This window comes from Streptomyces sp. NPDC056835 (genome assembly GCF_042789485.1).
GTDB lineage: Bacteria > Actinomycetota > Actinomycetes > Streptomycetales > Streptomycetaceae > Streptomyces.
In genome coordinates, this window is sequence record NZ_JBHUBB010000004.1 from 1 (window position 1) to 25,711 (window position 25,711).

Below are 25,711 nucleotides of genomic sequence, written 5' to 3' on the forward strand. Positions count from 1 at the left end.
AGACCGCCGACGAGATCCTCAAATCCCTCGCCGCCTACCTCACTAAGGTCACTCCGCCAGCCACCGAAAACCAGCAAGAGACTTAAGCCCGCGATTTCAGGCGCATCACACTAGTGTGATGAGTCAGAGATTCGTCGGCAGTAGGTGGCGAGGGATTCGACGACCTGGCCGGCGCCCTCGACGACTGCGCCGGCCTGATCGAGGGCTGCAAAGCCGCCTGCATCGTCGAACTCGGCGCCACCGCAACGGCCGCCACCGCCGGTGTCGTCGGCATGTTCTTCACCGCCGGCCTCAGCGGACTGCTCACCGCCGGTGCCACCGCGCCTGCCGCTTCGCCCTGCACGAGATCATCGACTACGCCATCGGTGAGATAACCGCCATCGTCACCGACAAGATCGAGGCGAAAATCCTCGGCAAGATCGAGGACGTCTTCACCGACCACCTCGACACCGGTGGCAGCGAGGACCTCTCCGACTACACCGTCGGCAGCGCGGACATGGCCCAGGACCTCGCCATCGAGTTCGACGACTTCGACCGGGCCACCGGCGGCTACCAGGAAACCCGCGACAACTTCGACAAGAAGAAAAGCACCCACAAAACCGGGGCGCCAAACGCCGCAGCTCGGTGAAGAAGGACAGCCGCTTCCACAAACTCGCCACCGTAATGGACAAGGCCGAAGACGCCGTCGACAAGAAAGCGCCGACGAGACCATCGACCTCCTCGAAGACCACGGCGGAGCCGCGGCGCAATACGTGAACCCTAAGACTGGGAAGCCCATCATTCTCGTCGGCGACAGCGAAGGACCGCACTCGGAGCGAACAATCGGATACCCGGTTCTTCGACACGGCGAACAAGCTAAAATCACCAAGGTCTACACCGAACGGGAGCCCTGCCAAAAGTCCCCAGAGTGCGACCAGTGGCTCGACTAGTACTTCAAATCGAAGAATCCGAAACTTCAAGTAGAGCACGCCAACGCATACGACCAGAAGCTCTCAGTCAAGGATCCCGAACGAGACCGAGAACACCGCGATTATATGGCAGAATTGAAGGGTCGTCACCAGAGGCAAGGGCGTCCATGACAGACAGGTCCAGCATGCTTACCCACGTCACTCCGGAAGCTGTGATCGAGGCTTTCGGTCTTACCTCCATCACATACTTTCCACAGGCGGCGCCTGGGCATCTGCATGGGCCGACGGCCGAATTCCTGGCAACTGTCGGACTGCCGGAGAGCAAGTTCTTCGGCCCTCGGATGGATCTGGAGGGCGACAGTGCGCAGCGACTGCGTTTCGGTCCGAGCTTGAAGGCGTCCTTCGAACGAGATGGATCTGAGCTGCGGCCGGAGGCGGAGACATGGGAGGAGCTCGGAGACTTCGTCTTCGCCACAGTCGCACTCGACCCCCGGGACGGGCGGATCTACGCCTTTCCGGAAGGAGAGAGCGACTACCAGCTGATGCACGAGGACGTTTCGAGCCTCGTACACGCTCTCACCGTCCTGAACAGAGGGCGGGTGGACTTCCGGAAGCTGGAGCCGGACGACGACGAGCAGCGTGCACAGATCGTGGACCGCATGACCAAGGAGATCACCGCCGTAGACCCCGCACCCTTCACAGACGAAGAAGGCGAGTGGGAAACACTCTTCGACCAGATCAGACTCAACATGTGGCGATGAAGCAGCCGCAGCGTCCGCGTGGACCGGTGCACCAATCGTCCCTCGCATCCGTCGGCGAGGGCTCAAGGTGTAGGACAACCCGCCAAGCCCCCGTGAGAACGCAGGCGCGGTACGGTGCGAGTGTGGCCTCGCGGCATCCCCCGTCCGCGGGGCCACACCCCTGCCCATCGGTCAGCGGCGTCGGCCGGCCTGGGGCTTAGGGGCGGTCGATGCGACGGCGGCTGGTTTCGCAGTGAGCTGCGGTGGCGTGCCGGGGCTGGGCTGGGCTGGCGGGTACCGGTGCCGTGCGCGAGTTCCCCGGTCAGACGGGCGGTCATCGGGACGGATGCGTAGGGGGAGGCGTGGATCGCCCAGGTGGGCCGGCCGACAGAGTCCAGGTGGCGAGGGTGATGTGCGGGCTCTGCGCGACGAAGGCGTCGAACTGAACTCCTGCGTGCCTTGGGGGGTCTGCCATCAGATCCATCGTCCGTCCACGGTGTGTTCCCAGCCCGCGTCGGTGAGGGGACGGGCGGCCTCGGTGTTTTCTCTGTAACAGGGCTGCCGACGGCGGTCTCCCATGCGTCTTGCTCGGCAAGCCTGTTCAACAGGGTGAGCAGGACTGGGGCTGGGGTGAGACCGGTCATGGCGAGGTGCCACATGCGGTCGGAGACCGGGATCTCGTCGGCGGCGACCGTCCATGCGATCTCGCGGGGTTCGGCTTCGTGGACCCGTTCGATCCGCAGAATCTGTGATTCGTGGATCGCGTGCGTGGTGTTGTCGGTCCAGGATCCCCGCTTCTCCCAATCCCGGTGTGTGGCGAGGAATTGGTCGAGGACGGCGTCGTGGTCGCCGGGGTCGGCGGCGTATGTCGGCACGATCTCCTCTGTCGGTGCGGGCGGTTCGGGCTCTGCGGCCAGTACTCCAGCTGTAGATCGTGATCTTGCTGGTGGAGTGGGGCTGCGGCCATAGGCGTAGAGCGATATCGGATCGTGTGACGTGGTCGCGAGCTGGCAAGCTGCCTTCATGGATCACGCGGAGGTACTGCTCATCGGAGGGCGTGCCGGTGTCGGCAAGACGACGGTGGCCTGGGAGGTTTCGGCACGGCTGCGAGCCGTGGCGGTTTCTCACGCAGTCATCGAAGGTGACTTCATGGGGCAGGTGCATCCGGCCCCAGACGGGGATCCGCACCGCTCGGAGATCACCGAGAGCAATCTGACTGCCGTATGGGGGAACTTCGCCCAGCGCGGTTACCGCCGCCTGATCTACACGAACACCCTGAGTGTGCTGCCCGAGACGACGGGCATGTTCGAGCGTGCCATGGGGGCAGGCGTGCGGATCGTACGGGTTCTGCTCACCGCATCCGACACCACCGCCGGCGAGCGGTTGGCGGGCCGGGAGCTCGGCTCGGAACTGGAGCAGGAGCTGAAGGCGAGCGCCCGCAAGGCACGGCTCTTGGACGAGCGGGTAGCTGCTGACACCGTGCGGGTGGTGACGGACGGGCGGCCCGTCGTGGACATCGCCCGTGAGGTGGTGGCCGCTACCGGCTGGGGCGGTTAGGCCGCGTATCGGGTCGTGATCAATCTGCGGGTTTTGCCCTTGCGGTGGAGCCTGGACCGGTAGACCGTCTTGAGTGACGCGAGTGCAACTGAGTGGTGCCGAGTGGGAGTTCATCGGTCCGTACCTGCCGATCGGCGAGTACGGCCCGTATGCCGAACGGCTGCGGCTGCAGTTCGCGGGTGTGATCTGGCGGTTCAGGACGGGCGGGCAGTGGCGGGAGATGCCGGCGGAGTTCGGCGCCCGGCCGACCGTCCACAACCGCTTCCGCCAGTGGCGTGATGCGGGCGTCTTCGACGCCCTGCTGGAGGGGCTGATCGCGGAGGCGGCGGAGCGGGGCGAGGCGGACTTGTCTCTGGTCAGCGTGGACTCCACCACTGCCCGCGCCCACCACGACGCCGTCCTCTACAAGGAGAGGAACACCGTCGAGCGGCTGATCAACAAGCTGAAAGCCTGGCGAGGCATCGGCACCCGCTACGACAAAACCCCCGCCAGTTACCTCGCCGGCCCGCACCTCCGCGCCTCCATGATCTGGATCAAGGACCTCACGCGAACCGCGGGTTGATCACGACTCAAAACCCGCCCTAGTTCGCCGCGCCGTCGAGCAGCCAGTTGTAGCGTAGTCGAAGCGCTCGCTCCATGCTGCCCATCGCTGCCGCGACCCCGAGTGTGATGTTGAGCCATAGCGGTAGGTGGACGGGCGACTCGAAGCTCCCGACGCGTGAGGCGATGGGAGGTATCCGGGAGAGCGGTTCAACGATCTGCACGACGAGAAGACCGGCACCTATGAGGAGCGCGATGAGGGAGCAGAAGCCGATCCACCGGCTCAGCGCCGGATGGTCGCGGTCGAGGCGGGCGCGGCGGCCCTCGGCGGAGGCAGGGTGCGGGACGAGCTGGTACTCCGCACCCGCGGTGGTGACGTAGTGGCAGCGTTTGATCCCGAAGCCGCTCATCGACACCTCGATCGTGCCGCCCGGCACGGGGAAGGTGGCGGGGATCCTGGATTCGGCGTGGAGCTTGCCGTCGAGGTACAGGTGCGCCTTGACGTTGCCGGAGCTCTGGTTCTGCCAGTGCCGGACATCGATCGCGTACATCGTCCGACGACCGTCGTGCCGCGTCAGAGGAAGGTGGAACAGCGCGCGGCCCGGCAACTGCCACCAGCGAAAGCGTTGCAGGGGCCGCCCGTCCCCCGGTCGCACGCGCTTCGCGGCTCGACGCCGCCGCCGCTCCTCGAACATCCCTCAGCCTCCCTGGCGTTCGTCCGAATCCCGCACTATCACGCTGTACTAGTGACGTGGGGGCTAAGCTATCACGGTGTACTAGTACGGCGTGATGAGAGGCAACGGCAGTGACAGAGAAGAAGAGCGCCGGCACACGGGACAGGATCCTCGCGGCGGCCGCGGCGATGATCGGAGAGGACCCCTCGGTGAACCTGAGCGTGCGGACGGTCGCGGCGCGGGCCGGGGTGAGCACCGGATCACTCAGACACTTTTTCCCGACGCAGCGCGAACTGCGGGATGCGGTGCTCGCCGTCATCTATGACCACGTGGTCTCCGAGGACGGGATCCACGACCGTTCGGTTCCGGCACGGGACCGGCTTGTGAACTGCCTCCGGCAGGTGCTCGCGCCTGCCGGAGTGGGGGAACAGGCACGAGAGGCATGGGGCAAGCTCTTCGAGACATTCATCGCCCCCGAGCCGACCGACGAGGTGCGCGCGGCGTATCTCGCCATGGACCGGGAAGGGCAACGCCGTGTCGAGTCCTGGTTGGCGATCCTCACGCAGGAAGGCGCGCTGGCCGCGGGAGAGAACACTCGACGTGCGAGATTCCTGATGACCGTCCTCAACGGACTCGCGACCGAGCGGGCGTTGCCCGCCGAGAAATCGATCCTGCGATCCGAGACGGAAACCCTGTACATGGCCGTCGACTGCGTCCTCAACTGCCGAACGTGGTGACTGGCCACCTTCGGACGCCGCCGGTCACGGCACTACGCGGAGAGAGACAGGCCGCCGGGTCAGGCCGCGACCAAGCCCGATGATCGGCCATCGGGCACGAGATGCCTGCTCACGAGTGGCTTCGCTCCGCCATTCGAGGCCGGAAGACAAAGAACAAGCTCAGGCACTTCCCGCGTCGCCCTCCCCGATCCCATCGGCCACACCATGACAAAGGGAGCCATCGACGCCCTCACACTGCCCCTCACCCAGCACCTCGGCCCCCGCGGCATCACCGTCAACACCGTCGTCCCCGCCACCACCGACACCGACATGAACGCGTCCCGGTTGCGCGGCAACTCCGAACTCATCGTCGCCACCGGCGGCTTCCGCCTGTAGGCGGTATCCCTCCGGCGACACAGGAGACATCCGAGTCGCGACATGGTCGACACACAACGAGAGCCCGGCCGGTGACCGGGCTCTCGGAGGTGCGGTGGCTTCAGCCGCAGGCGAGGGTCGCTTCCGGAGGTCAGATGCCGAGTTGTCGCTGTACGGCCTGGGCGTCGATCAGGTAGTTCATCTCGTAGAAGCGTCCGTCACGCACCTTGTGGAAGGAGTACTCGGCGTACTCGATCGTTTCGCCGGTCGGAGCGACGCCGAACCACTCCTTCGCGGGGGTGCCCTTGTTGAACAGACGGGCCGCGACGCGGTCACCGTCGATGGCTACGTCCCGTACCCGCCAGGTGAAGTCCGGCACCGCGTCGCCGTGCCCCTTCAGCTCCGCGATGACGTCGTCCCGCGTGACCGGCCGGCCGTTCTCGGTGAGCTCGTCATGAATGAACTCGGTCATCCGGTCGAACTCATGGGCGTTGAGCGCCTCGATGTAACGCTCGAAGACTTCGCGTACTTCCTTCTCGGACATGCTGCCCCCTCTGCCGCCCCGAACCGCGGGCGTGTATCCGGACGATGATCGACCTGCGACGACGCCCTTCCACGAACTCGCCGTGGTGACTGCCGTCGTGGGTAGGAACCGAGAGTACAAGCTTTCTATTCCGATCGGTATAGAAGTCGTGCGGGTCGTCACCCGGGAGTACGCTGCACACATGGCTGGTTCGCGGAGCGCCGTTATGGGGCGGCCCAGAGAATTCGATATCGACGAGGCGCTTGAGCGCGCCATGCGGGTGTTCTGGGAACGGGGATACGAGGGGGTCAGCCTCACCGATCTGACCAAGGCCATGGGCATCACGAAGCCAAGCCTGTACGCGGCCTTCGGCAACAAAGAGGAGCTGTTCCGCAAAGCTCTGGAGCGCTACACCGAGGGTCCGGCCGACTACGGGACGCGCGCCCTGGAGGAGCCGACCGCGCGAGGGGTGGCCGAGGCGATTCTCCGCGGAGCGGTTCGGACCACGACGCGTCCCGGAGGCCCTGCGGGATGCCTGGTCGTGCAGGGTGCGCTGGCGTCGAGCGATGCGGGTCGGCCCGCGCACGACATGCTGGTGGAGTGGCTGAACGATTCGGGTCTACGCCTTGAGGAGCGCTTCCAGCGGGCCGTCGACGAGGGCGATCTTCCGCGCGACGCCGACCCCCGACAGCTCGCCCGATATGTCATGACGGTGGCGTTCGGCATCGCCGTCCAGGCCGCCGACGGCCTCGGCCGCGACGAACTCCAGGACATCGCCGACATGGCACTGGAGCGCTGGCTGCCGTAGCGGGCGCGCGGCTCGCAGAACCGGTGATCTCTCCTCGCGGGTGGGTCGGATCCTGGCGGAGCTCGGCCTCAAGCCCCACCGAGTGCGGGGCCGGCTGACGCGCCGTGAAACCCCGGACTTCCGGGAACGTGCTGCCGACATCGGTGACTTGTACCGTGTACCGCAACCCACCACAGCACACCGCTGTGCTCTCCATCGCCGAGACAACAGTCATCGCCGCTCGCGCCCGCCGCCCCGTGAAGGTCGGCATGGTCACAGGGCCGTCTTGCCACCATTGACGGCGATGATCTGGCCGGTGATGAACCTGGCCTCATTGGAGGTGAGGAACTTGATGACGTCGGCGATCTCGTCAACGTCGGCGAGGCGTCCCATGGGGACGCCGGCGGCAAGGGCCGCGCTCGCCTCCTTCCCGCCGGTGAAGCTGTCCAGGCCGCCGGTGGCCACGGGGCCGGGGGCGACCGCGTTGACGCGGATGCCTTCGGTGGCGACCTCAAGGGCCGCGGACCGGGTGAGCCCGTTCACCGCGTGCTTGCTGGCCGTGTAGAGGCCCGCACCTTTGCTGCCGCGCTCGCCGAAGGTCGAGGAGAGATTGACGATGCTGCCGTGGCCCTGCTCGATCATCACGCGCAGCTCGTGCTTCAGACAGAACAGCAGGCCCCGGACGTTGGTGTTGAAAACGGTGTCGTAAGCCTCGGCCGTCTGGGTGGCCAGAGGGCCCGGGCTACCGGTGTAGCCCGCGTTGTTGACGGCCGCGTCGAGCTTGCCGAAGATCTTGACGGCCCCCTCGACCAGGGAGCGGACGTCGTCCTCCACACTGACGTCGGCCCGGATGTACTCGGCCCTGCCACCCCACTCCCGGAGTTCGGCGGCCAGCGCCGTACCCTCCTCGTCGCGCCGCCCGGAGACGAGGACCGACGCACCGTCGCGGGCGAAGGCGGTCGCCGTCGCCCGTCCGATGCCCGCTAGGCCCTGTCTTCAAAGTCCCGCCTGCTCGGAGGCGTCCGGCACGCACGCTCGCCGCGTTGTCGGGATCGCCCCAGTACATCCAGTACTGGGGCGACCCTCCGCCTTGCGATCGCACGCACCGACCGCCGCCGAGCCCACCCTCCGGGCGGACGGCGCTACTTTGAAGACAGGACCTAGAGCTCCAGTGACCAGCACCACGCGCTCGCTCACGTTTTCCTTCTCCCAATGGCCTGTTGACGAAAGGTCGGACGCAGCGGGCATGCCGGTGTCCCACGACGGTGCGGACGGCGAACGGCGGTTCCCCGCCTGGGCCCAGCCAGGGCATGTTGTGAAAGTCCCGCCTGGCTCGCGACGCCCTGCGGGCGGACGGCGCTACTTTCACAACACGCCCTAGACCTATCTACGCAAAATATGGGAGGCAGGGCACCCCGAGCGGTTGCCGCACGCGGTACGGGAGAGTGGCGGGGACCGGCCGCGGATGGGCAGGCCGCGGACCCCGGGCCTGAACCGCGGCCACTGTCAGGCGGACCGCAGCAGCTCGCGCAGCCCGGCGGTGTCGATGACATGGGCCCGGGACGGGAACACCTTGTCGACCAGCACCCGATGGGTCTCGGGGTCACGGTCGGCGATCCCGTCGGACAGGACATAGACGCGATAGTCGCGGTCGGCGGCGTCGATGAGCGTGGACAGGACGACGCCGCTGGTGCTGATCCCGGCGAGCACCAAGGTGTCGATGCCCCGGTCGCTCAGCTGCTCGTGGAGATCGGTGGTGGAGACCGAGCCGTGGCGGATCTTGCGTACGACGATGTCGCCGTCCTCGGGGGCGATCCGCTCGTCGATCTGGGCAGTGGCGTCCTCGTGGTGCAGCATCTTCGCCGCGGCGACCGTCGTGAACGTCTTGTTGGTGTCGGGGACCGCCGCCCAGTCGTCCTCGGTGAAAGCGACGCGGACGTAGCCAATGGTGCCGCCGGCGGTGCGGACGTCGGCGATGGCGCCCCTGACCCGCTCGACGAGCGCGTCGGGGTCGGATGCGAGGGAGAGGATCCCGTTCTGGAAGTCCATCGCCAGCAGGGCGGTCCGCTCGGGAGCGATCGTGGGCAGGGCGGGGGAGCTCATGCGGGGTTCTCCTTGGTGGGGGTTCTCTGTGGTGTCTGATGTGTTGGGGGTGGGAGTGTCGCTCGGCCGGCTTTGGCTGGTCTTTCGGCCCATCAGCCGGCGATCGAGGACGGTCAGCAACAGGGCCGCGAGGCCCGCCACGACCAGCACGATGCCGAGGGTGTGCAGACCGCGGTCGCTCGCCCCGTCGCGGAAGACGAGGCTGCCGATCACGGCGGAGGTGATGGTTCCGAGGTATCCGAAGGTCCGGAACAGCCCGGAGGCGGTGCCGATCTGGTCGGGCGGCGCCGCGAGGTAGAGCGCTGTCTGGTTCCCGACGGTGGTGGCGGCGGACGTGACACCGAAGACGAGGGTCACCAGCACGATCGCGATCGCGGGACTGCTGGAGGTGAGCAGCATGATGCCGACCGACCCGAGCAGCATGGTCACCGCCGAGGCGATCAGCGGTCCGCGCACCAGGTTGCGGCTGGCGAGCGGGCGTGAGAGCAGTGCGGAGACAGCCCCCATCGGCAGCAGCAGAAGTCCCGCCGCCACGGTGGACAACCCGTATGCGGCCTCCATCCACTGGGTCAGTCCGTACATCACGGAGTAGACGCCGAGCAGGGTGAGTGCCTGCCGCAGATAGGTACGGGCGAGGGCGCCGTTGGCGGCGAGCCCGCGGAAGTCGAAGAACGGCGCGGTCTTCCGTAGCTCCCACGCGACGGTGGGCACGGCGATCAGTACGAAGGCGGCGAGCGCGGCCCACTGGACCTTCGGGAGGCCCATCAGAAAGATGACCAGCGCGCTCATCGACGCGGCGAAGCCGAGGATGCCGGGCAGATCGATCCGGTCGGCGATCCGGCGAAAACCACTGTGCTCGCGGTCGCCATCGACGAGCACAGGATCCTTGGGCAGCCAGCGCACGGCCATCGCCATGGCGATCGCGGTGACCGGGATATTGATCAGGAAGGCCCAGCGCCAGCCCGCGGCACCGACCAGCAGTCCGCCGATCGGCGGGCCGACGGCGGCGGTGGCCATGCCCGCGATCGCGATGCCGCCGAGCACCCCGCCCGGTGGGGCGTCAAGACCGGCGTCCTCGGCACGGCGCCGGATCAGCACCATCGCGCAGGGGAAGGCGGCCGAGGTGCCGATACCGACCAGGACCCGGGCGACGGTCAGCATCGCCAGGTTCTGGCCGAGGCCGCCGACCACACCGCCGAGCAGCACCAGAACGATGCCGGAGAGGAAGATCCGGCGCGCGCCGAATACCTCCGCCAGTTTGCCCGCGGTGGGCTGTGCGACGGCGCTGGCCAGGTAGAGCGAGGAGACCAGCACGGCCGTGCTGCCCACCGAGACGTGCAGCTCGTTGGCGATCGGCACCAGGGCGGTCGCGATGATGGAGCTGTTGATGGGGTTGAGACTGGAGCCCACGTAGAGCGGGGTGGTGAACGTCCACGCGAAGGGCTGGTGCGCGGCACCGCGCGTCGGAGCGTCGGCCCGGGCGGTTCCGGTTCTCATATGCCGCCGTCGCTCAGGTCCGCCGCGGCCAGTCGCTCCAGCAATCCAATGGCCTTCTCCACGTCCTTGAGCTCGTCCGGCGCGACGACCTGGTCGATGGCGCGCGCCAGGAAGGAGGCGCGCCCCGCGAGCAGCTTGTCGATCAGTTCGGTCGCGGAGGGATCCGCGCTCATCAGCTTTCTGCGGCCGTCCTGCGGGTCGGTTTCACTGTGGACCAGCCCGGCGGCCTTGAGCACGGCCAGGCTCTGCGCGATGGACTGCGGGCTGACGTGCTCCCGCGAGGCGAGCAGGGCCGCGGTGACCGGGCCCTCCCGTACCACGCTCGCCAGTACGGCGAGCTGCGTGGCGGTCAGGCCGATCGCGTACTGCCCCGACTCCGCGCGCAGGCGTGCGCGCAGCCGCTTGATCGCGTCGTTGAGGCGCTGGGCTGTCGCAGCGGACTGCCGCGGCCCGGTGTTCGTATTCATGGGCTCATCGTAAAACCACACAAGTAACTTTGCCAAGTTACTTGTGTGGTTTCCCCGCGCCATCCGCTGTGGCGGCACCCGGGAAGGCCAGGGAAGGCCCTGCCTGTGCAGGCCAGTACCAGGCACACCGCCCCGAACATGACGACACTGGAGGACATGGCAGACCGTGGCGCTTCCTCCGCCCACAACGAGCTGGGCGACTTCCTGCGCGCCCGCCGCGCGGAATCCGACCCGCACCAGGCGGGTTTCCCGGACGACGGCCGGCTGCGGCGCGTTCCGGGCCTACGCAGGGAGGAGCTGGCCCAGCTCGCGCATGTGAGCGTCGACTACATCGTCCGGCTTGAGCAGGGGCGTACCCGACGGGTCTCCCGCCCTGTCCTGAATGCCCTGGCCGACGCGCTCCACCTGGCTTCGGACGAGCGCGCCTACCTCTTCACCCTGGCCGATGTCGCCCCGGCCGCTCCGGAACGGCAGTCCGGCCGATCCGACGTCGCGCCCAGGCTGAGGCAGTTGCTGGAGACCATGCACGACGTTCCCGCCATGGTGCTTCATCGCGGCATGGACGTACTGGCCTGGAACCGGGCGGCCACGGCGCTCCTGACCGACTTCGGCGCACTGCCGCCGGCCGAGCGCAACCTGATCCGGCTGACCTTCCTCGACGCCCCCTTCCGGGCGCTGTACGCGGACTGGCCCCGCGCCGCCCGCGAGTGCGTCGCCGTCCTGAGGATGGAAGCCGGCCGTACCCCGCACGACCCCGCGCTGGCCGCCCTGGTCGGTGAACTCAGCGTCCGGGACCCGGACTTCCGCACCTGGTGGGCCGGCCACCAGGTGCGGGGGCCGCGACAGCTCACCAAGACGTATGTGCATCCGGTCGTCGGCCGTATCACGCTCGATGTCCAGCAGTTCACCGTCGACACCCACCCCGACCAGTTCCTCGTCGCCTACACCGCGCCCTCCGACTCGCCCTCCCACGAGGCTCTGGGCTTTCTCCTGCGGTGGGCGGCCGGGCGCGTCGACGAGCACGACGACCTCCCGGCCCGGAGGCGGTGAGCGGTACTGGGGTGAGCGGTACTGGGGTGAGCGGTGCTGGGAGGAACTGGCGGCGTGCATGCCGGTCGTGGCCGCCGCAGTCGCCCCTTCCTTCTTTCCACAGCAGGTGTGGTGGCATTGGGGTGCCTGCCGGAACGGAGACCACGGGGCGGCCACGCACTCCGACGTGAACGCCCGGGCGGCCCAGAACCGTGCCGACGGTCCCGCGGTCGCCGGATCCGGGCCGCGTGTGTGGCGATGTTCGTCTGATTCCGATGGTCGAATGGGGCTCGGATCGGATCCGGCTGTGGACCGGCCGACGACAAGGGAGTGGTGCCCGTGCGAGCTGTGGTGTTCGAGGAATTCGGGCGGCTGCCAGAGGTGCGGGAGGTGGCCGATCCGGTGCCCCCGGCCGCCGGCGTGGTGGTGCGGGTAGGGGCGACGGGACTGTGCCGCAGCGACTGGCACGGCTGGATGGGCCACGACGAGGGGATCACCCTGCCGCATGTGCCCGGTCATGAACTCGCGGGCCGGATCGAGGCGGTGGGCGCGGCTGTCACCAACTGGCGCGTGGGTGACCGGGTTACCGTGCCCTTCGTCTGCGCCTGCGGGAGCTGTCCCGCGTGCGCGGCGGGCGATCAGCAGATCTGCCGGCGCCAGGAGCAGCCGGGCTTCACCCACTGGGGGTCGTTCGCCGAGTACGTTCCGGTGCACCGGGCCGACGTCAATCTCGTCGCCGTGCCGGAGGACATGTCCTACCTCACCGCCGCGGCCCTCGGCTGCCGGTTCGCCACCGCCTACCGGGCCGTCGTGGCCAGGGGCCGTATCCGGGCCGGCGAGTGGCTGGCCGTACACGGGTGCGGCGGAGTCGGTCTGTCCGCGGTGATGATCGCGGTGGCCTGCGGTGCCAGGGTCGTCGCGGTCGATGTCGCGCCGGGGGCGCTGGAACTGGCCAGGAGGTTCGGCGCCGAGGCATGCGTGGACGCCACAACGGTCACCGACGGCGTGGCCGCCGCCGTCCGGGAGGCGACGGGCGGCGGCGCGCACGTCTCGCTCGACGCGCTCGGCTCCGTGGCGACCTGCTCGGCGTCCGTGGAAAGTCTGCGGCCACGGGGCAGGCATGTGCAGGTCGGACTGATGCCGTCGGACGGCGCGGCCGTACCCGTGAACCGCGTCGTCGCGTTGGAACTTGAAATCCTCGGCAGCCATGGGATGGCGGCCCACGCGTACCCGGAGATGATGGGTCAGGTGAGTACCGGGAGGCTGCGCCCCGACCTGCTGGTGAACTCGATCATCGGGCTGGACGAGGTGCCGGCCGCGCTGGCGGGGCTGAGTGAGGGGTCCGGTACCGGCATCACCGTCATCGCCCCGCGACCTGGCGAGCTTCCCCGCCAGGGCTGACACGACGTCCTGGAGGGCGCTCGAACTCGTCGGCCAGTTCCCCGGACGGGCAGGCCGGGAGTGTTCTCGGTACGCTGGAGCCTTGCTCGCGAGGACCAGTGCGGTGTTCCCGAGCGGTGGCCGTCCACCACGGCGGAGCGACCGCAAAGGTCCCATACTCCGTACTCCGTACTCCGCTCCGTACGACGGAGGACAACCGACGTGCCATTCGAACGTCTCGCCGCAGCCGCGCACACCCGGATCGGACTCGGCATCGCGGCGGTCGGCCGTCCCGACTACATCAACCTCGGCCGGGGCAGGGACCTGCCCGTCGACCGGACCGTCGATGCGATGCGGGCGCGTGCCCACGAAGTGCTGGACAGTGCCTACGCCTTGGGTGTGCGGTACTTCGACGCCGCCCGTTCCTACGGCAGAGCGGAGGAGTTCATCGCCGAATGGCTGCGGGGCCGGCCCGAGATCGGCGATGCCGTGATCGGCAGCAAGTGGGGTTATACCTACACGGCCGGCTGGCGAACCGACGCGGAGGTGCACGAGGTCAAGGACCACAGCATGGCGACCTTCGACCGTCAGATCGCCGAGACCCGCGCGTTCCTCGGCAAGCGCCTCGACCTCTATCAGATCCACTCCGTCACCCCCGACAGCTCCGCGCTCACCGATCGCGCTCTCCACGAACGGCTCGCCGGTCTCGCCGCCGAGGGCGTCACCATCGGGCTGTCCACCAGCGGCCCCGAGCAGCCGGCCGCCATCCGCGCCGCGCTCGCGGTCACCGTCGACGGCGAGACGCTGTTCACCAGCGTCCAGGCCACCCACAACCTGCTGGAGCCCTCCGCCGGAGCCGCCCTCGCGGAAGCACACGACGCGGGCTGCTCCGTCATCGTCAAGGAGGCCATGGCCAACGGCCGTCTCGCCAACGAGGGACTGCCGCCCGTCCTCGCGGATCTTGCCGTAGAGACCGGCACCACTCCTGACGCCGTCGCCCTCGCCGCCGTCCTTCACCATCCGTGGGCCGACATCGTGCTCTCCGGCGCTGCCACCTCCGCCCAGCTCGCCGGCAATGTCACCGCCGAAGAGGTACGCCTCGACGCCGACCAGCTCGCCCGGCTCGCGGTCCTGGCGGAACCGGCCCCCGAGTACTGGAAGCGCCGGGCGGCGCTGCACTGGACATAACTCCCCGGCGGCCGGAAGCCGGTGGACCGGACGACACGGCTTCGCCCACCTCAAGAGCCGGCGGATCCTCACCAAGCTCCGCGCCGACCCCGCCCGCGCCACCTACCTCCTGTGTGCCCTGCTCGTCCTGACGAACCTCGAAATCAACCGCTGGCGACGCTCTGGAGGGGACCCCCCTTTCTGCCTACTTGCCCCACCAGGTATCTTGCATCGCATGGAACCAGGTGATTCGGCCAAACAGGCCCGGGCAGCCACCCAGCTACGCAAGGGCGTCCTGGAGTACTGCGTACTCGCCCTGATGCGGGACCGCCCCCGCTACGGCGTGGAACTCCTCCACGCCCTGGAGGACTCCGGTGCCCTGGCCACCAGCCAGGGCACCGTCTACCCGCTGCTCTCCCGGCTCCGCCGTGACGACCTGGTCACCACCACCTGGCAGGAATCCGCCTCCGGACCACCCCGCCGCTACTACGCGCTCACCAACAGCGGCCGGGCCGCGCTCGACGAGTTCACCCGCGTCTGGCCCGGCTTCCGCGACACCGTCGACGCCTTCCTCACCACCCCCCACCCCTCCACCGGAGACCTCTCATGAAGACCTCTGCCGACCCCGCACGCGACTACCTCTCCACCGTCGAACGCGAGAGCTCCGCGCTCCCCGCCGACCGCCGCCAGGAACTCCTCGCCGACCTCGCCGAACACATCGAGGTGACGCGCACCGAGCGCCCCGACGCCGCGATCGGCGAGATACTCGCGGAGCTGGGGGACCCCCGCACGATCGCGGCGACGGCACTGGCCGAGGCGGGGAACGGGACCACCGGCACCCCGGCCCGGAGCGACGTGGACGCATCCGCCCGGCGCGACGTGGACGCACCCACCCGGCGCGGCAAGGTGCACCCCCTGGTCCCGCTCCTGATGCTCACCCTCTCGCTGCCTTTCACGATGATCTTCTCCATCGGCCCCGACGCGGCGTTCGACCCCGGCCCGGTGTTCGGCTTCCTGTTCCGCGTCACCGGCGCGGTCCTTCTCTGCACCTCAGTGCACTGGACCGCCGTCCAGAAGACCACCGGCGTGCTGCTCACCGTCATCGTGCCGACCACCGTCATCGTCACGTGGAACCTGATCAGCGGCTCGGCGGCGGGCGAAATCGCGGCCCTCCTGGGCAACCTGGGAAGCCTCGCCCTGATGGTCGGCACGGCGGTATGGCTCTGGCGGGCCCGCCGTACCTGAGCGCGGACGCCGACGTCCCGGTTCACCAGGACGTTTCGGCCCGGACCGGCACCGGCGAAGTGCGTACCGGCCACGGTCTGCTGCCGAGGACATCAACGGCCGCGGGCGAACACCGCCCCATGGTGTGCACCATTCACAATCGAGACATCCGGCCGGACGGTCCGGAGGGCGAGCTTCCCGACCCCGACCGAGGCGGGGCGAGGGGGCTCCGGCGAGCCTCCGCCGGGAGCGATCACGCACGTGACCAGTGCGACAACGGGCGGGGACGAACGTGCCGTCGGCGTTCGTGGTGCGTGAGGCGGCGCGTGACCGGCTCTGTCGCTGAGGCTGCGGAGCACTTCTGGTGCCGGAGCGGCGGCTGCCGCAGTCCGGAAACATACTGCTGTTCACTGCGTGGTCGTGTGGGAGCCTGATGCCCGGCATACGAGTCCGCGTTCCGTGTCTCGCCAGTACCCCAGTACGCCCGTACGCCCGTACGCCAGTCCGCCTGGTACGCAAGTAGTCAGCGGCCAACGGCGACAGCCGGTGGTCGGCGGCCAGGTGCTGTCCCGCCCTTCAGGCCGGAGGTACACATGGAAATTGAGCGCATGCGTCCGTTCAAACGCAGACCCGAAACCAGATACGGCCCTAACCCCAGACCGGGGCGATGGCGGCTGCTGGCAGCGCTGGCCGGTCTGTTCACCCTGACCGTCATCCTGACACCGAACGCCACGGCCCACGACCAGGCGCGGCCCCAGGCCGCTCGGGCCTTCAGCAGCGCCGAACTCGCCACCGCGGGCGACACTCTGCTCAACTCGGGGATCACCGGAACCGCTTGGGCCGTCGACCAGAAGGCCGGCCGGGTCCGGGTGACGGTCGACGAGAGCGTGAGCCAGGCCGAGATCGCGAAGCTCAAGCACGCGGCCGGTGACCTCGCCGGCGCGTTACTGATCGAACGTACCCAGGGACACCTGGAGCCTCGCGGCCCGCTACCCGGGCAGGCTGCCTATGACCTGAAATGGGTGCCGTGCACCCTCGGATTCAACGTGCGCATCGGCACCGCGTACTACTGGCTGACAGCCGGACACTGCTACCGGATCGGTCAGATCCTGTACGAGCGGAAATGGCCGCCGGACGACCCGAACCCGCCGGACCCGCTCGGCCAGCTCGTCGGCAATTCCTTCCCCGGCAATGATTTCGGGATCGCCAGATACTCCACCACTCCGACGGACACCCAGGGCGTCATCTACCTCCACAACGGCACCGTCCAGGACATCACCGCCGCCGCCAACCCGACGGTCGGCCTGAGTGCCTGCGCCAGCGGCAGCACCACCGGTGTGCGCTGCGGACAGGTCAACGGGCTCAACTACACCGTGAATCTCGCCAATGGCACCCTCACCGGACTGATCCGCACCAATATCTGCTCGGAACCCGGTGACAGCGGCGGCCCGCTGTACGCGGGAAGCACGGGACTCGGCCTGACCTCGATCGGCAGCGGCAACTGCGCGAGCGGGGGCACCACCTTCTTCCAGCCCCTCGTAGAAGCCCTCAACACCTATGGCGCCACGGTCTACTGACCGCCCGCACATGTACCGTCCCGTCGCCCGCGCGAGGCGACGGGACGGTACGGCCGGACGCCGCCGCGTGCCCCGCATCGGGCCGGCCTGGCTGTGACCGGCATGTCGGCTGCCCGGCGGAAGGATGGCGGGATCCGGGTCATGCCCGGAATGCGGCCAAGGCGAGGCGGGCTGTCACCGGGTGCGCCCGCTCTCGTACAGTCCGTGGTGCCAGTGCTCCGTTACGGGCAAGCACGGCGGTTGACCAGGAGAGGAATATGGACCTCGAAGCCAGTCCCGGCTCCCTTTCACACGTTCCCGCGACGGGACGGCCGGTCCCCGAAGCCGAGCCTGAACTCGTGGAGCGATGGCGGTCGGGGGGAGGCGAACTGGTCGATCTGCTCTCCCAGGTGCGCGAGCGGTTCGGCGGCGTCGCCGCGTTCCGGCTCGGGCCGACCCCCACCGTTCTCGTCACCGACCCGCAGGCCGTCCAGCACGTACTCGCCCGGCACCCGGAGCGGTACGTCAAGCGCTCCCATCGCGCCCGTCTGCTGATCGGCGACGGAGTCCTCGCCGCCACCGGTGCGGCGTGGAAGGGCCAACGCCGCTTGTTACAGTCCCAGTTCACCGGCCCCGGTATGCGCCGCTACGAACAGCGGATCACCGAGGCCGCCCGGACCACCGCCGCGCGCTGGGCCCGGTACGCCCGTACCGGGCAGAGCCTCGATGTCGGGCGGGAGATGCACCGCTTCGCCCTGGACGCCATCTGGCGCTCTCTCACCGGGAACCCCCTCGATGACGGGACCGAGCGCGAACTGGACGCAGTAGCCGCCGTGGCTGCCATCCTTCCGACTCTCCCCGCCGATGTCACCGACGCCCGGGACGCCGTCGCCGCCGATCTCGCCCGGATCGACGCGGTCGCCCGGCACGCCATCGAGGCAGCTCGCAGCGGGCAGGCCGGCCCTCATGGCCCCGGCCTGCTGCACGTCCTGATCGACGCCGCCACCGAGCGCCCCGAGTACACCGACCGGCTGATCCGCGACGAGCTGGTCACACTGCTCGCGGCCGGGCACGAGACCACCGCCACCACCCTGACCTGGCTCTATCTGCTCCTCGACCAGCACCCCACCACCCGCGAACAAGCCCTCGCCGCCGGCGGCGAAGGCTCAGCACAACGCCGCCACGCCATCCAGGCTCTGGTCCACGAGACACTTCGCCTCTACCCGTCCGTCTGGATCCTCCCCCGCCATGCCACCGAGGGCGACACCCTCGCCGGCTACACCATCGAGGCGGGCACCGACATTCTGGTCTGCCCGTACCTCACACACCGCGACCCCGAACTATGGCCGGACCCGGAGCACTTCGACCCCATGCGCTTCATCACTCCGGACGGCCGACCCACCCACCCGGGCTCCTACCTCCCCTTCGGCATCGGTCCCCGAGCCTGCCTCGGTCTGCAGTTCGCGCTCCGCGAATCGACCGTTCTCCTCGAACACCTGCTGCCGGTCCACACCCTGACCTTCCAATCCACACCGACGAGGGCGCTGTACGGCATCACCGTCCGCCCCGACGGCCCCGCCCTCGCAACCCTGGTACCGCCACGTGCCCAGGACGTGTCTTCAAACTCCCGCCTGTCCGGTGGAGCCCGCTGTCGAGCAGAGGGGCCGTGAGGTCAGTGGGTAGGTGGGGTGCGAGCGCGATCTCCCTGTTCAGTCGCGGGTGGCCGGTTGCACCGATGATCTCCACTACGACGTCTGAGCTGCGCCGTGTTCGTCTCCCCACTCTCTTGTTCGGGTTGGATGACGACCCGCTCAGCCCTGGCTGCCGGCTGGACTGATCTCTACCGCCAGATCGCTGAGGCGGAGGCTGTGCGCGCCCTGGACACCGATCTCGGTCAACAGGGTCGCGTGAGGGGCCAGGGGGCCGCCGCTGTCGACGGGCCTCCTTCACGGCGACCGGCCCGGACACCGGCTACTCCGCCGCCACCGAGGTCGCCCTGCCCGGTGACAAATGGGCCATCGACGGGGTGCCCTTCACCTTCAGCGGTCAACCATGATGCCGGGCCGGGACCCCACACTGAATGCCGACGGTCCCGGCCAGCCACCAGACATTCGTCCTGCCGCGCGGCGACGTCGCCGCCGGTCCGCCGTCCGGCAACCGGTTCCCGACCGTGTTCCACGCGGTCGCCAAGGGCACACCGTACTCATGGTCCGATCGCTACTGGTACACCGGCACGGCCGTCCGGTGGGCCAACACCACGTACCGCCGAGCCAACGTCCCCGGCGCCACCACCGACGTCGGGTACAGCCTCAAGTTCTTCGAATGAGAACCGTCCCCGGGCTTGTCGCGACCGCCTCCGCGAACCGTCGGTGCGCTGCCACACAGCCACGCCTCTTGCTGTCCGATGCCCCTCGCGAGTAGGAGTCCGCCCATGTTCGACCCGCCTGAACTCTCCCGACGTCGCCTCCTCGGAGCAACCAGCGTGATCGGACTCACCGGCGTATTCGGGGCCGGGACGACGGGCACCGCTCCGGCAGCGGACGGCAACAGCGTCGTACCCATCAACTGGCCCACCCTGGGCTCCTATTCAGGGGCAGACGCCGCCGGAGCCCGAGTGACAGCCGTCCTCGCCGGGAGTGCCCGTTACCTGATCGGACCCTGGTACGCCGCCAACTACACCCACTACCTCCCCGACGGCTACATCGACCTCAAGGGAACCGACGAGCGGGCTGTCCGGCTGCCCGCCATGGCCGCGGTCGCCGCCACCACGGCCTGCTGGACGCGTCGCAACATCGAGCTCCCGCTGGCCGCGGCGGCCAGACCCGCTGACCTCACCAGCAGCGAGAGCATCAACGGTATCCAGTTGTCTTCCTGGCTCCAGGGGACGAACATCGCCGATGACGGAACACTGGAGAACACCGGCGACCGACTGCGATGGACGTGAGACCGAGCCTGCCTCGCTGCCGCCGAAGAACGCGGACCGCCCCAGGACCGCATCGTGGCCCGCCGACTCCTCCCGAAGGAGACTCAGCGGGCCACGAGTCGCACCGCCGGCCGGCCGGCTGCGCCAGTTCGGTTCGCGTAGACCTCGGGGGGCACGGAGCAATGCCCAAGTCCCCTGGATCGGCCTCCGGTTGAACGCGAAAGGCGTACATTCCCGAGTGCCCGATCGATGGTCATCGAGTAGACCGATGCCGCGAACACCGCACCACCACCGATGGTTCCTCGCTCATCGATGAGATCGTCCGGATAGGTGCCAGGCGGAATCCCCTTGCTCGGAGGAGGGGATGAGGGTGGGGTCGCCGGAGTTGTGCTTGCGCTGGAGCGCGATGTAGTCGGCGTTCAGGCTGAGCGGCTTGGTGCCCCACCCGCTGCCACGCCGGAGGTGTTACCACCCCCCGCGCGCGGCGAGAGCAGCCCCCAGTCAGCCACCCCTGCCGTCCACCGCGCCAGGAGTGGCCGCGCCCCCGCCCACGCTCCGGCCGCGGCGGCACGATCTCCCCGCAGCAGTCGCCACCATCCCGTGAATCCAACAAGACGAAACAGAAAGGTACAGATATTGACGCGCTCTGAGGCGCGTGCTGCACTGAATCCAACAGTCCAGTCGCGCCAACGGGACAGTCGCGTGGCGGAGTGTTTACGTTCCCATCGGCGTCCACCCCCCGCCGTCGAACCACCGCCCGGCTGCTTCGGCCCCCGCCACCACGGGGACCGGAGTGTGTCCGGACGCCGCGGGCGCCAGCTCCGCCGAGGCACCCCGGCCGTCGTCTCGCCCTGAGGCGGCGACAGCGGCCGGAAGTGGACTCCGAGCACCAACGGCACCACCACGGCCGACAGTTCCACCCTGCTCCACCCTGCGGTGGGGCCTGTGCCCCCGGGCCTCCACCCGATGTTCCACAGCCGGCGACCAGCACCAGCACCAGCACCAGCACCAGCACCAGCACACGGACGATGCGCACGGACGACGCGCACATCACGAGCCGCAAGACGGTACCTAGCCCCCCTGGGAGACGTCATGAACCATCAGATGAGCACCGAGCACGGCGGTCTACGCCGACGTAGCGTGATGCGGATGCTGGGAGCCGGGGCGGTGGCCCTGGCCGCCGGTCCCGTGCTCAGCGACCTCATCCGGCCCTCGCGGGCATACGCGGCGGCCGGTGTGGCCGGAACTCCCCTGACCTTCACGAACGTACACAGCGGCTATGTGCTCGACGTCTACGGCCGCGCACCGGACGACGGTGCGGAGATCATCCAGTGGACGGCCACCGGCACACCCAACCAGGAGTGGACCGTGGTCGATCAGGGCGATGGCTGGGTGATGATCGCCATGATGAACTCGGGCAAGGTGCTCGATGTGTCGGGCGGCCGGACCGACGACGGGGCGCGGGTGATCCAGTGGAGTGGCAGCGGCGCCTCCAACCAGCAGTGGAAGCTGGTCGACGCCGGGCAGGGCCGGGTGAAGATCGCCGGCAGGGCCAGCGGCAAACTGCTCTCGGTCATGGACTCCTCCACCACCGCCGGCGCCGCGATAGAGATCCGCTCCGACACCGGCGACCCGGCCCAGCTCTGGACCCGCACGCTCGTGCCCTACCGGCTGGACGCCACCGCCACCGAGTCGCGGCCCGACACGCCACTCACCAACGCCGGTGGCGTCGCGGGCGGGGTCGCCTACGGCGTGACCCGCAACGGGTGGTCCCGGAACGGGGAGCCCTGGTACCCGGTGAGCGGTGAGTTCCACTATGTCCGTCATCCCTCCCCGCTCTGGGAGCGCGAGCTGGGCAAGATGCGTGCCGGGGGCCTGGGCATCGTGGCCACGTACGTGTTCTGGAACCACCACGAGCAGACCGAAGGCACCTTCGACTGGTCGGGACGCAAGGACCTGCGGGCCTTCGTCGCCGCCGCTCAGCGGCAGGGATTGATGGTCTGGCTGCGGGTGGGCCCGTACGTCAACGCCGAGGCCACGGACGGCGGGATCCCCTCTTTCGCCCTGTCCGGGGCACGCTCCAACGACGCCGGGTACCTGACCAAGGTCGACGCCTACTTCGCCCAGATCGCCGCTCAGCTCAGCGGAATGTGGGTCAAGGACGGCGGACCGATCGTCGGCATCCAACTGGAGAACGAGTTCGCCGAAGGCGATCCGGCGCACATCTCCACCCTGCGGCGCACGTGCACGGCCCACGGCATGGTGGTGCCGTACTACACGGTGACCGCCAACTCCAGATTCGACAAGGACACCGCGATCCCCCTCCAGGGTGCCTACACCTACCGGGGATGGGAGTTGGGCGCCGGTACCTCGGCCACGTCCGGCTTCATCTACGGCACCGACGAGTGGACCGCCAACACCGACATCGGCGGGGCGACCTACGACACGCTCGACTACCCGCGCGGGTTCTGCGAGCTCGGCACGGGCAGCCCGATGCGCGGAGACGACCGCTTCCTCGTCGAGCGCAAGTACGTGGCGACGCACGCCTACGACAGCGTGGGGCGAGGCGCGAACTACCTGGGCTACTACATGTTCCACGGCGGCACCCAGATGCCGGGTCTGAGCGGGAACTGGCCGCTCACCTACGACTTCCAGGCCCCGCTGGGCGAGTTCGGGCAGACCAGCGACTCCTACCGGCACTACCGGAGACTGCACACCTTCGTCACCACATGCGCCGACGAACTCATCAGGACGCGGATCGCCCGCGACCCCGGACAGATCATGGACCCCACGCAGACCCGTCGACTGCGCTACATCGGCCGCTTCGACAGCACCGGACGCGGCTTCGCCTTCGTCAACAACACCCAGCGCAACGTCATCCTGCCGACCCGTTCCGACGTCCAGATCCGCGTGAACACGTCCGGCGGCACCATCACACTGCCCGCCACACCACTCACCATGCCGGTGGACCGCTACAACATCTTCCCCGTCATGACCGACCTGAACGGTGTCGACCTGCGCTGGGCCACAGTCGAACCACTGGCGAAGCTCGCCGGTGACGACGTCCCCACCTGGGTCTACTGGGCCCCGGACTGGACGAATCGCGCACTCGCCTTCGACAGCGCGACCGAGATCACCGGCGAACTGGGGACGATCACCCAGACGGTGACCGGCAACGAGCGCATCGCGACGCTCCCCGCCGGGCAGCGCACCTCGCTGCTGGTGCGCAAAGCCGGCATCACGACCCCGTCCGCCAGGATCATCGTGCTCACCGAGACCGAGTCGCTGGGCGCGGTGGTCGCCCCGCTCAACGGCCGCGACCGCCTTGTGCTCACCGGCACGGCCAACCTGACGGGCCTGCGGCCGACTGTACGGTTCAGCGCCGCTGCGGGCAGCAGGATCACCGCCGACATCTTCCCCGCCGCCGGCCTGGCCCCGGCCACCGGATGGAAAGCGGCCCAGGCCACGAAACCCTTCACCAGGTACTCCTACCGGCTCCCCGCAGCCCCGGCCGCCCCGCAGATCACCTCCCTGAGTACGGGCCGGTGGCGCATCAACAGCAGCGCGACGGCACTCGCCGACCTGGCCGAGGCCCACCTGGTGCTCGACTACCGCGGCGGCGAAGCGACGCTGACCGGTGCGGGAACGAAAATCACGAACGACCTGTACCACGGGGAGGCCTGGTCGATCGATCTGAAGAACCTCGACGAGGCAGCCCGCACCGACCTGATCCTGGAAGTCTCCGCCTGGGACGACTCGATCCGAGGCATCCCACGGCCCTCCGGCACCATTCCCGGCCTGCCCTCATGGACCTGGCACCCACAACACGAAGTCACCTGGCACTGATTCGTCCAAGAGGCCGCGCGCATGCGGTGACAGGCACGTGTGTGCTCTGCCGGGTCCGGACCGGGGCCATGACTCCGTCGCGCGCCTTCCGGCGCACCGGCGCCGGGCACTCATCTCTCAGAAGGAGCGACCGACGATGTCCCCTCGCCTCCCGGCTCATCCCTCGTCCGACGACCGTGGCGGCCTCCCCCGGCGCGAATTCCTGCGGGCGTCCGCGGCCATGGGCGCGCTGTTCGCCATGTGCTCCCTGCCAGAGTTCACCTTGAGCGCGGCCGCGGCCCCGCGGGCCTCAGCCGCACGGGTACCGGGGGTGTGACCGAGATACGCGCCAAAGGAGCAACGAGATGATCTTGACGCCCTGATCCGCTCGGATTTGCGTGCGGCGACGTGCAGCGGAATCGCGTTCGGCGAGGTGTCGAGCGACCGAGTCGACGCCGGGCCGTGCGTATCGCTCCAGGGAGCGGACGGAGGCATGGCGGGAGTGGGCCCGCAGCATCGGGGTCGAGGTGCCGTCCTCGGCGTCGTGTGTCAGGGCGCTGTGGCGGAGCCGGTGCAGCGTGAAGCCGTCCAGGTCCTCGACGTCCTCGGGTGAGGCGAGAGGGTTGGCCAGCAGCCGGGTCTTCTCCTCGAAGATCTCTTCGGCCCGGCGGTAGGCTGCCGGCGGAAGAACTTCGCGTCGAACTCAGCGCTCTCGCCCGCCTCGTACAGGCCAACCTCCACCAGATAGGACCCCAGCGTCTCCTGAACGACCTCCCAGGCCAGCAGCTGCTCGGACCAGTCGGCGTACTCCTCCGAGCCGACCACTGCGACGTCGCCGGTGCGCAGTTCCTCCGCGAGGGCAGTGAAGACCATCGCCTCGAAGTGCTTACGGACGAACTGTCCGGTCCGGGTCTTGTCGACCACCGCCTTGCGCCAGTTCTGGGTGGCGAAGGAGAGGTCGACCTCCCTGCCCTCCTCGTTGAAGGCGGTGATGTACTCGCCGCGGGCCGCCTGGTGCCGCTGGGCGTGCGCGAGCGCGTCCAGCACCCGGCTGTCCTCACTGGTCGCGGTGAACTCCAGCTTGTCGTTGTCGGCCAGGTCGAACATCACCGCCCGGTCCCGGCCGATCTGCCCGTACAGCAGCACTTCCCAGAAGTTGCCGTGGTGGGCGGAGACCCTCCCGATCCGCTCGTACTGCTTCGCGAATCCACCGAAGCCTTCAACGGCCTTCGTGACCGCGCCGAACCCTCCGGCCTGTACCACCTGGGCCTTCACCAGGGCGAGGACTGCCGAGGGGACCCTGCCCTCCAGCCGCGTCGCGATCTCGTCCGCCGATGCCTCCTCGTCCAGACCCTGAACGGCCTGGCGGACCTCGGCGGTCATGGCCGCGGCCTTCTCCAACGCCTCCTGGGCCGGGCCGCCCTCGTCGATGTGCTTGAGCACGGTGCGGTAGTTCCCGATCAGAGCCTCGACGATCTCCCGCTCGGCAAGCCGGATCTCCTCCAGCTCCGCCTTGGCCTTCTTGATCTTCGTCGCCACGCGCTTGCGGAACATCGTCGCCAGGTCGTCCCGCACCCGCGTCCTGGCCTTGTGCGTCAGGGCCGCGACCAGCGCGATGCGTTTGACGGGGACGAAGTCCCGCAGCTCCGAGGCATCCGCCGCGTCCGCCTCCCCGGCGAATTCGGTGATCTTCCCTGCGGCGACTCCGTCCATCCACACA

General features: G+C 68.7%; 25 protein-coding genes and 1 pseudogene. 19 read left to right on the forward strand and 7 right to left on the reverse strand.

From position 1 onward, the window contains the following. Positions 1–118 precede the first annotated feature (118 nt). From ACFRMN_RS05750 to ACFRMN_RS05765, 4 genes are all read left to right on the forward strand, one after another. The gene (locus ACFRMN_RS05750; RefSeq protein ID WP_383013788.1) at positions 119–628 is read left to right on the forward strand and encodes a hypothetical protein; all 510 of its coding nucleotides are present in this window, start codon (positions 119–121) and stop codon (positions 626–628) included. Next, entirely contained in the window at positions 625–756 is a 132-nt protein-coding gene (locus ACFRMN_RS05755; protein ID WP_383013791.1) for a hypothetical protein, read from the forward strand. Before ACFRMN_RS05750 ends, ACFRMN_RS05755 begins: the two co-directional genes overlap by 4 nt. After that, positions 753–929 (forward strand): nucleic acid/nucleotide deaminase domain-containing protein, encoded by a 177-nt coding sequence (locus ACFRMN_RS05760; protein ID WP_383013794.1) that lies wholly within the window; start codon positions 753–755, stop codon positions 927–929. The genes ACFRMN_RS05755 and ACFRMN_RS05760 overlap by 4 nt, the downstream gene beginning before the upstream one ends. Before the next feature lie 164 nt (positions 930–1,093). Next, positions 1,094–1,669 (forward strand): SUKH-4 family immunity protein, encoded by a 576-nt coding sequence (locus tag ACFRMN_RS05765; protein ID WP_383013797.1) that lies wholly within the window; start codon positions 1,094–1,096, stop codon positions 1,667–1,669. 62 nt (positions 1,670–1,731) lie between these two features. Here the strand turns inward: ACFRMN_RS05765 and ACFRMN_RS05770 are convergent, their stop codons facing one another. Next, positions 1,732–2,673: a DUF317 domain-containing protein gene (locus tag ACFRMN_RS05770; protein WP_383013800.1), complete on the reverse strand. Its 942-nt coding sequence runs from the start codon at positions 2,671–2,673 to the stop codon at positions 1,732–1,734. On the opposite strand from ACFRMN_RS05770, the gene ACFRMN_RS05775 reads away from it, so the two are divergent. After that, a complete protein-coding gene (locus ACFRMN_RS05775; RefSeq protein ID WP_383013803.1) occupies positions 2,672–3,205 on the forward strand; it encodes an AAA family ATPase in 534 nt (177 codons plus the stop codon). The genes ACFRMN_RS05770 and ACFRMN_RS05775 overlap by 2 nt on opposite strands. Before the next feature lie 73 nt (positions 3,206–3,278). Beyond that, positions 3,279–3,767, forward strand: coding sequence for a transposase (locus ACFRMN_RS05780; protein ID WP_383013806.1), 489 nt, complete (start codon positions 3,279–3,281; stop codon positions 3,765–3,767). A gap of 19 nt (positions 3,768–3,786) precedes the next feature. On the opposite strand, the gene ACFRMN_RS05785 is transcribed toward ACFRMN_RS05780, so the two are convergent. Beyond that, a complete protein-coding gene (locus tag ACFRMN_RS05785; RefSeq protein WP_383013809.1) occupies positions 3,787–4,440 on the reverse strand; it encodes a hypothetical protein in 654 nt (217 codons plus the stop codon). 110 nt (positions 4,441–4,550) lie between these two features. On the opposite strand from ACFRMN_RS05785, the gene ACFRMN_RS05790 reads away from it, so the two are divergent. Together ACFRMN_RS05790 and ACFRMN_RS05795 are read left to right on the forward strand one after the other, a co-directional pair. Further along, complete coding sequence (locus tag ACFRMN_RS05790) at positions 4,551–5,156, forward strand: TetR/AcrR family transcriptional regulator (RefSeq protein ID WP_383013812.1); 606 nt, start codon at positions 4,551–4,553, stop codon at positions 5,154–5,156. Between the two features lie 105 nt (positions 5,157–5,261). Further along, a complete protein-coding gene (locus ACFRMN_RS05795) occupies positions 5,262–5,531 on the forward strand; it encodes an SDR family oxidoreductase (protein ID WP_383014523.1) in 270 nt (89 codons plus the stop codon). Positions 5,532–5,661: 130 nt separating this feature from the next. On the opposite strand, the gene ACFRMN_RS05800 is transcribed toward ACFRMN_RS05795, so the two are convergent. Further along, the gene (locus tag ACFRMN_RS05800; protein ID WP_208517059.1) at positions 5,662–6,054 is read right to left on the reverse strand and encodes an ester cyclase; all 393 of its coding nucleotides are present in this window, start codon (positions 6,052–6,054) and stop codon (positions 5,662–5,664) included. A 205-nt stretch (positions 6,055–6,259) separates the two neighbouring features. Between ACFRMN_RS05800 and ACFRMN_RS05805 the strand changes: the two genes are divergently transcribed. After that, a complete protein-coding gene (locus ACFRMN_RS05805; protein WP_383013815.1) occupies positions 6,260–6,841 on the forward strand; it encodes a TetR/AcrR family transcriptional regulator in 582 nt (193 codons plus the stop codon). Between the two features lie 252 nt (positions 6,842–7,093). Here the strand turns inward: ACFRMN_RS05805 and ACFRMN_RS05810 are convergent, their stop codons facing one another. The 3 genes from ACFRMN_RS05810 to ACFRMN_RS05820 all read right to left on the reverse strand — a co-directional run bounded on the left by ACFRMN_RS05810 (position 7,094) and on the right by ACFRMN_RS05820 (position 10,887). Continuing rightward, positions 7,094–7,798 (reverse strand): SDR family NAD(P)-dependent oxidoreductase, encoded by a 705-nt coding sequence (locus tag ACFRMN_RS05810; protein WP_383014526.1) that lies wholly within the window; start codon positions 7,796–7,798, stop codon positions 7,094–7,096. A gap of 528 nt (positions 7,799–8,326) precedes the next feature. Next, complete coding sequence (locus ACFRMN_RS05815; RefSeq protein WP_383013818.1) at positions 8,327–10,420, reverse strand: MFS transporter; 2,094 nt, start codon at positions 10,418–10,420, stop codon at positions 8,327–8,329. Next, the gene (locus ACFRMN_RS05820) at positions 10,417–10,887 is read right to left on the reverse strand and encodes a MarR family winged helix-turn-helix transcriptional regulator (protein WP_383013821.1); all 471 of its coding nucleotides are present in this window, start codon (positions 10,885–10,887) and stop codon (positions 10,417–10,419) included. Before ACFRMN_RS05820 ends, ACFRMN_RS05815 begins: the two co-directional genes overlap by 4 nt. A 156-nt stretch (positions 10,888–11,043) precedes the next feature. On the opposite strand from ACFRMN_RS05820, the gene ACFRMN_RS05825 reads away from it, so the two are divergent. The 10 genes and pseudogenes from ACFRMN_RS05825 (at position 11,044) to ACFRMN_RS05870 (ending at position 24,012) form a co-directional block, all read left to right on the forward strand. Beyond that, positions 11,044–11,937, forward strand: coding sequence for a helix-turn-helix transcriptional regulator (locus ACFRMN_RS05825; protein WP_383013824.1), 894 nt, complete (start codon positions 11,044–11,046; stop codon positions 11,935–11,937). A gap of 318 nt (positions 11,938–12,255) precedes the next feature. Next, positions 12,256–13,317: a zinc-dependent alcohol dehydrogenase family protein gene (locus ACFRMN_RS05830; protein ID WP_383013828.1), complete on the forward strand. Its 1,062-nt coding sequence runs from the start codon at positions 12,256–12,258 to the stop codon at positions 13,315–13,317. Between the two features lie 201 nt (positions 13,318–13,518). After that, a complete protein-coding gene (locus ACFRMN_RS05835; RefSeq protein WP_383013831.1) occupies positions 13,519–14,484 on the forward strand; it encodes an aldo/keto reductase in 966 nt (321 codons plus the stop codon). Between the two features lie 214 nt (positions 14,485–14,698). Next, a complete protein-coding gene (locus tag ACFRMN_RS05840) occupies positions 14,699–15,073 on the forward strand; it encodes a PadR family transcriptional regulator (protein ID WP_383013834.1) in 375 nt (124 codons plus the stop codon). After that, positions 15,070–15,708 carry an HAAS signaling domain-containing protein gene (locus ACFRMN_RS05845; protein ID WP_383013838.1) on the forward strand — a complete coding sequence of 213 codons (639 nt, stop codon included), beginning with the start codon at positions 15,070–15,072 and terminating at the stop codon, positions 15,706–15,708. The genes ACFRMN_RS05840 and ACFRMN_RS05845 overlap by 4 nt, the downstream gene beginning before the upstream one ends. A 587-nt stretch (positions 15,709–16,295) precedes the next feature. After that, positions 16,296–17,264: a S1 family peptidase gene (locus tag ACFRMN_RS05850; protein ID WP_383013840.1), complete on the forward strand. Its 969-nt coding sequence runs from the start codon at positions 16,296–16,298 to the stop codon at positions 17,262–17,264. Positions 17,265–17,521: 257 nt separating this feature from the next. Then, positions 17,522–18,913: a cytochrome P450 gene (locus tag ACFRMN_RS05855; RefSeq protein ID WP_383013842.1), complete on the forward strand. Its 1,392-nt coding sequence runs from the start codon at positions 17,522–17,524 to the stop codon at positions 18,911–18,913. Positions 18,914–19,289: 376 nt separating this feature from the next. Further along, a pseudogene (locus tag ACFRMN_RS05860) lies at positions 19,290–19,569 on the forward strand (hydrolase); the annotation flags it as partial. Between the two features lie 105 nt (positions 19,570–19,674). Beyond that, positions 19,675–20,187, forward strand: coding sequence for a hypothetical protein (locus tag ACFRMN_RS05865; protein ID WP_383013845.1), 513 nt, complete (start codon positions 19,675–19,677; stop codon positions 20,185–20,187). A 1,071-nt stretch (positions 20,188–21,258) separates the two neighbouring features. After that, positions 21,259–24,012, forward strand: coding sequence for a beta-galactosidase (locus ACFRMN_RS05870; RefSeq protein WP_383013847.1), 2,754 nt, complete (start codon positions 21,259–21,261; stop codon positions 24,010–24,012). A 528-nt stretch (positions 24,013–24,540) separates the two neighbouring features. Here ACFRMN_RS05870 and ACFRMN_RS05875 read toward each other — a convergent pair. Then, a complete protein-coding gene (locus tag ACFRMN_RS05875; protein WP_383013850.1) occupies positions 24,541–25,704 on the reverse strand; it encodes a hypothetical protein in 1,164 nt (387 codons plus the stop codon). Between the last annotated feature and the right edge of the window lie 7 nt (positions 25,705–25,711).

What these genes read in the sequence shown, in the direction of transcription:
- ACFRMN_RS05750 (WP_383013788.1), top strand. Translation starts at nt 119, where the DNA reads ATGAGTCAGAGATTCGTCGGCAGTAGGTGGCGAGGGATTCGACGACCT.
- ACFRMN_RS05765 (WP_383013797.1), top strand. Translation starts at nt 1,094, where the DNA reads ATGCTTACCCACGTCACTCCGGAAGCTGTGATCGAGGCTTTCGGTCTT.
- ACFRMN_RS05775 (WP_383013803.1), top strand. Translation starts at nt 2,672, where the DNA reads ATGGATCACGCGGAGGTACTGCTCATCGGAGGGCGTGCCGGTGTCGGC.
- ACFRMN_RS05770 (WP_383013800.1), bottom strand. Translation starts at nt 2,673, where the DNA reads ATGAAGGCAGCTTGCCAGCTCGCGACCACGTCACACGATCCGATATCG.
- ACFRMN_RS05785 (WP_383013809.1), bottom strand. Translation starts at nt 4,440, where the DNA reads ATGTTCGAGGAGCGGCGGCGGCGTCGAGCCGCGAAGCGCGTGCGACCG.
- ACFRMN_RS05800 (WP_208517059.1), bottom strand. Translation starts at nt 6,054, where the DNA reads ATGTCCGAGAAGGAAGTACGCGAAGTCTTCGAGCGTTACATCGAGGCG.
- ACFRMN_RS05805 (WP_383013815.1), top strand. Translation starts at nt 6,260, where the DNA reads ATGGGGCGGCCCAGAGAATTCGATATCGACGAGGCGCTTGAGCGCGCC.
- ACFRMN_RS05815 (WP_383013818.1), bottom strand. Translation starts at nt 10,420, where the DNA reads ATGAGAACCGGAACCGCCCGGGCCGACGCTCCGACGCGCGGTGCCGCG.
- ACFRMN_RS05820 (WP_383013821.1), bottom strand. Translation starts at nt 10,887, where the DNA reads ATGAATACGAACACCGGGCCGCGGCAGTCCGCTGCGACAGCCCAGCGC.
- ACFRMN_RS05825 (WP_383013824.1), top strand. Translation starts at nt 11,044, where the DNA reads ATGGCAGACCGTGGCGCTTCCTCCGCCCACAACGAGCTGGGCGACTTC.
- ACFRMN_RS05840 (WP_383013834.1), top strand. Translation starts at nt 14,699, where the DNA reads ATGGAACCAGGTGATTCGGCCAAACAGGCCCGGGCAGCCACCCAGCTA.
- ACFRMN_RS05845 (WP_383013838.1), top strand. Translation starts at nt 15,070, where the DNA reads ATGAAGACCTCTGCCGACCCCGCACGCGACTACCTCTCCACCGTCGAA.
- ACFRMN_RS05850 (WP_383013840.1), top strand. Translation starts at nt 16,296, where the DNA reads ATGCGTCCGTTCAAACGCAGACCCGAAACCAGATACGGCCCTAACCCC.
- ACFRMN_RS05855 (WP_383013842.1), top strand. Translation starts at nt 17,522, where the DNA reads ATGGACCTCGAAGCCAGTCCCGGCTCCCTTTCACACGTTCCCGCGACG.
- ACFRMN_RS05865 (WP_383013845.1), top strand. Translation starts at nt 19,675, where the DNA reads ATGTTCGACCCGCCTGAACTCTCCCGACGTCGCCTCCTCGGAGCAACC.
- ACFRMN_RS05870 (WP_383013847.1), top strand. Translation starts at nt 21,259, where the DNA reads ATGAACCATCAGATGAGCACCGAGCACGGCGGTCTACGCCGACGTAGC.
- ACFRMN_RS05875 (WP_383013850.1), bottom strand. Translation starts at nt 25,704, where the DNA reads ATGGACGGAGTCGCCGCAGGGAAGATCACCGAATTCGCCGGGGAGGCG.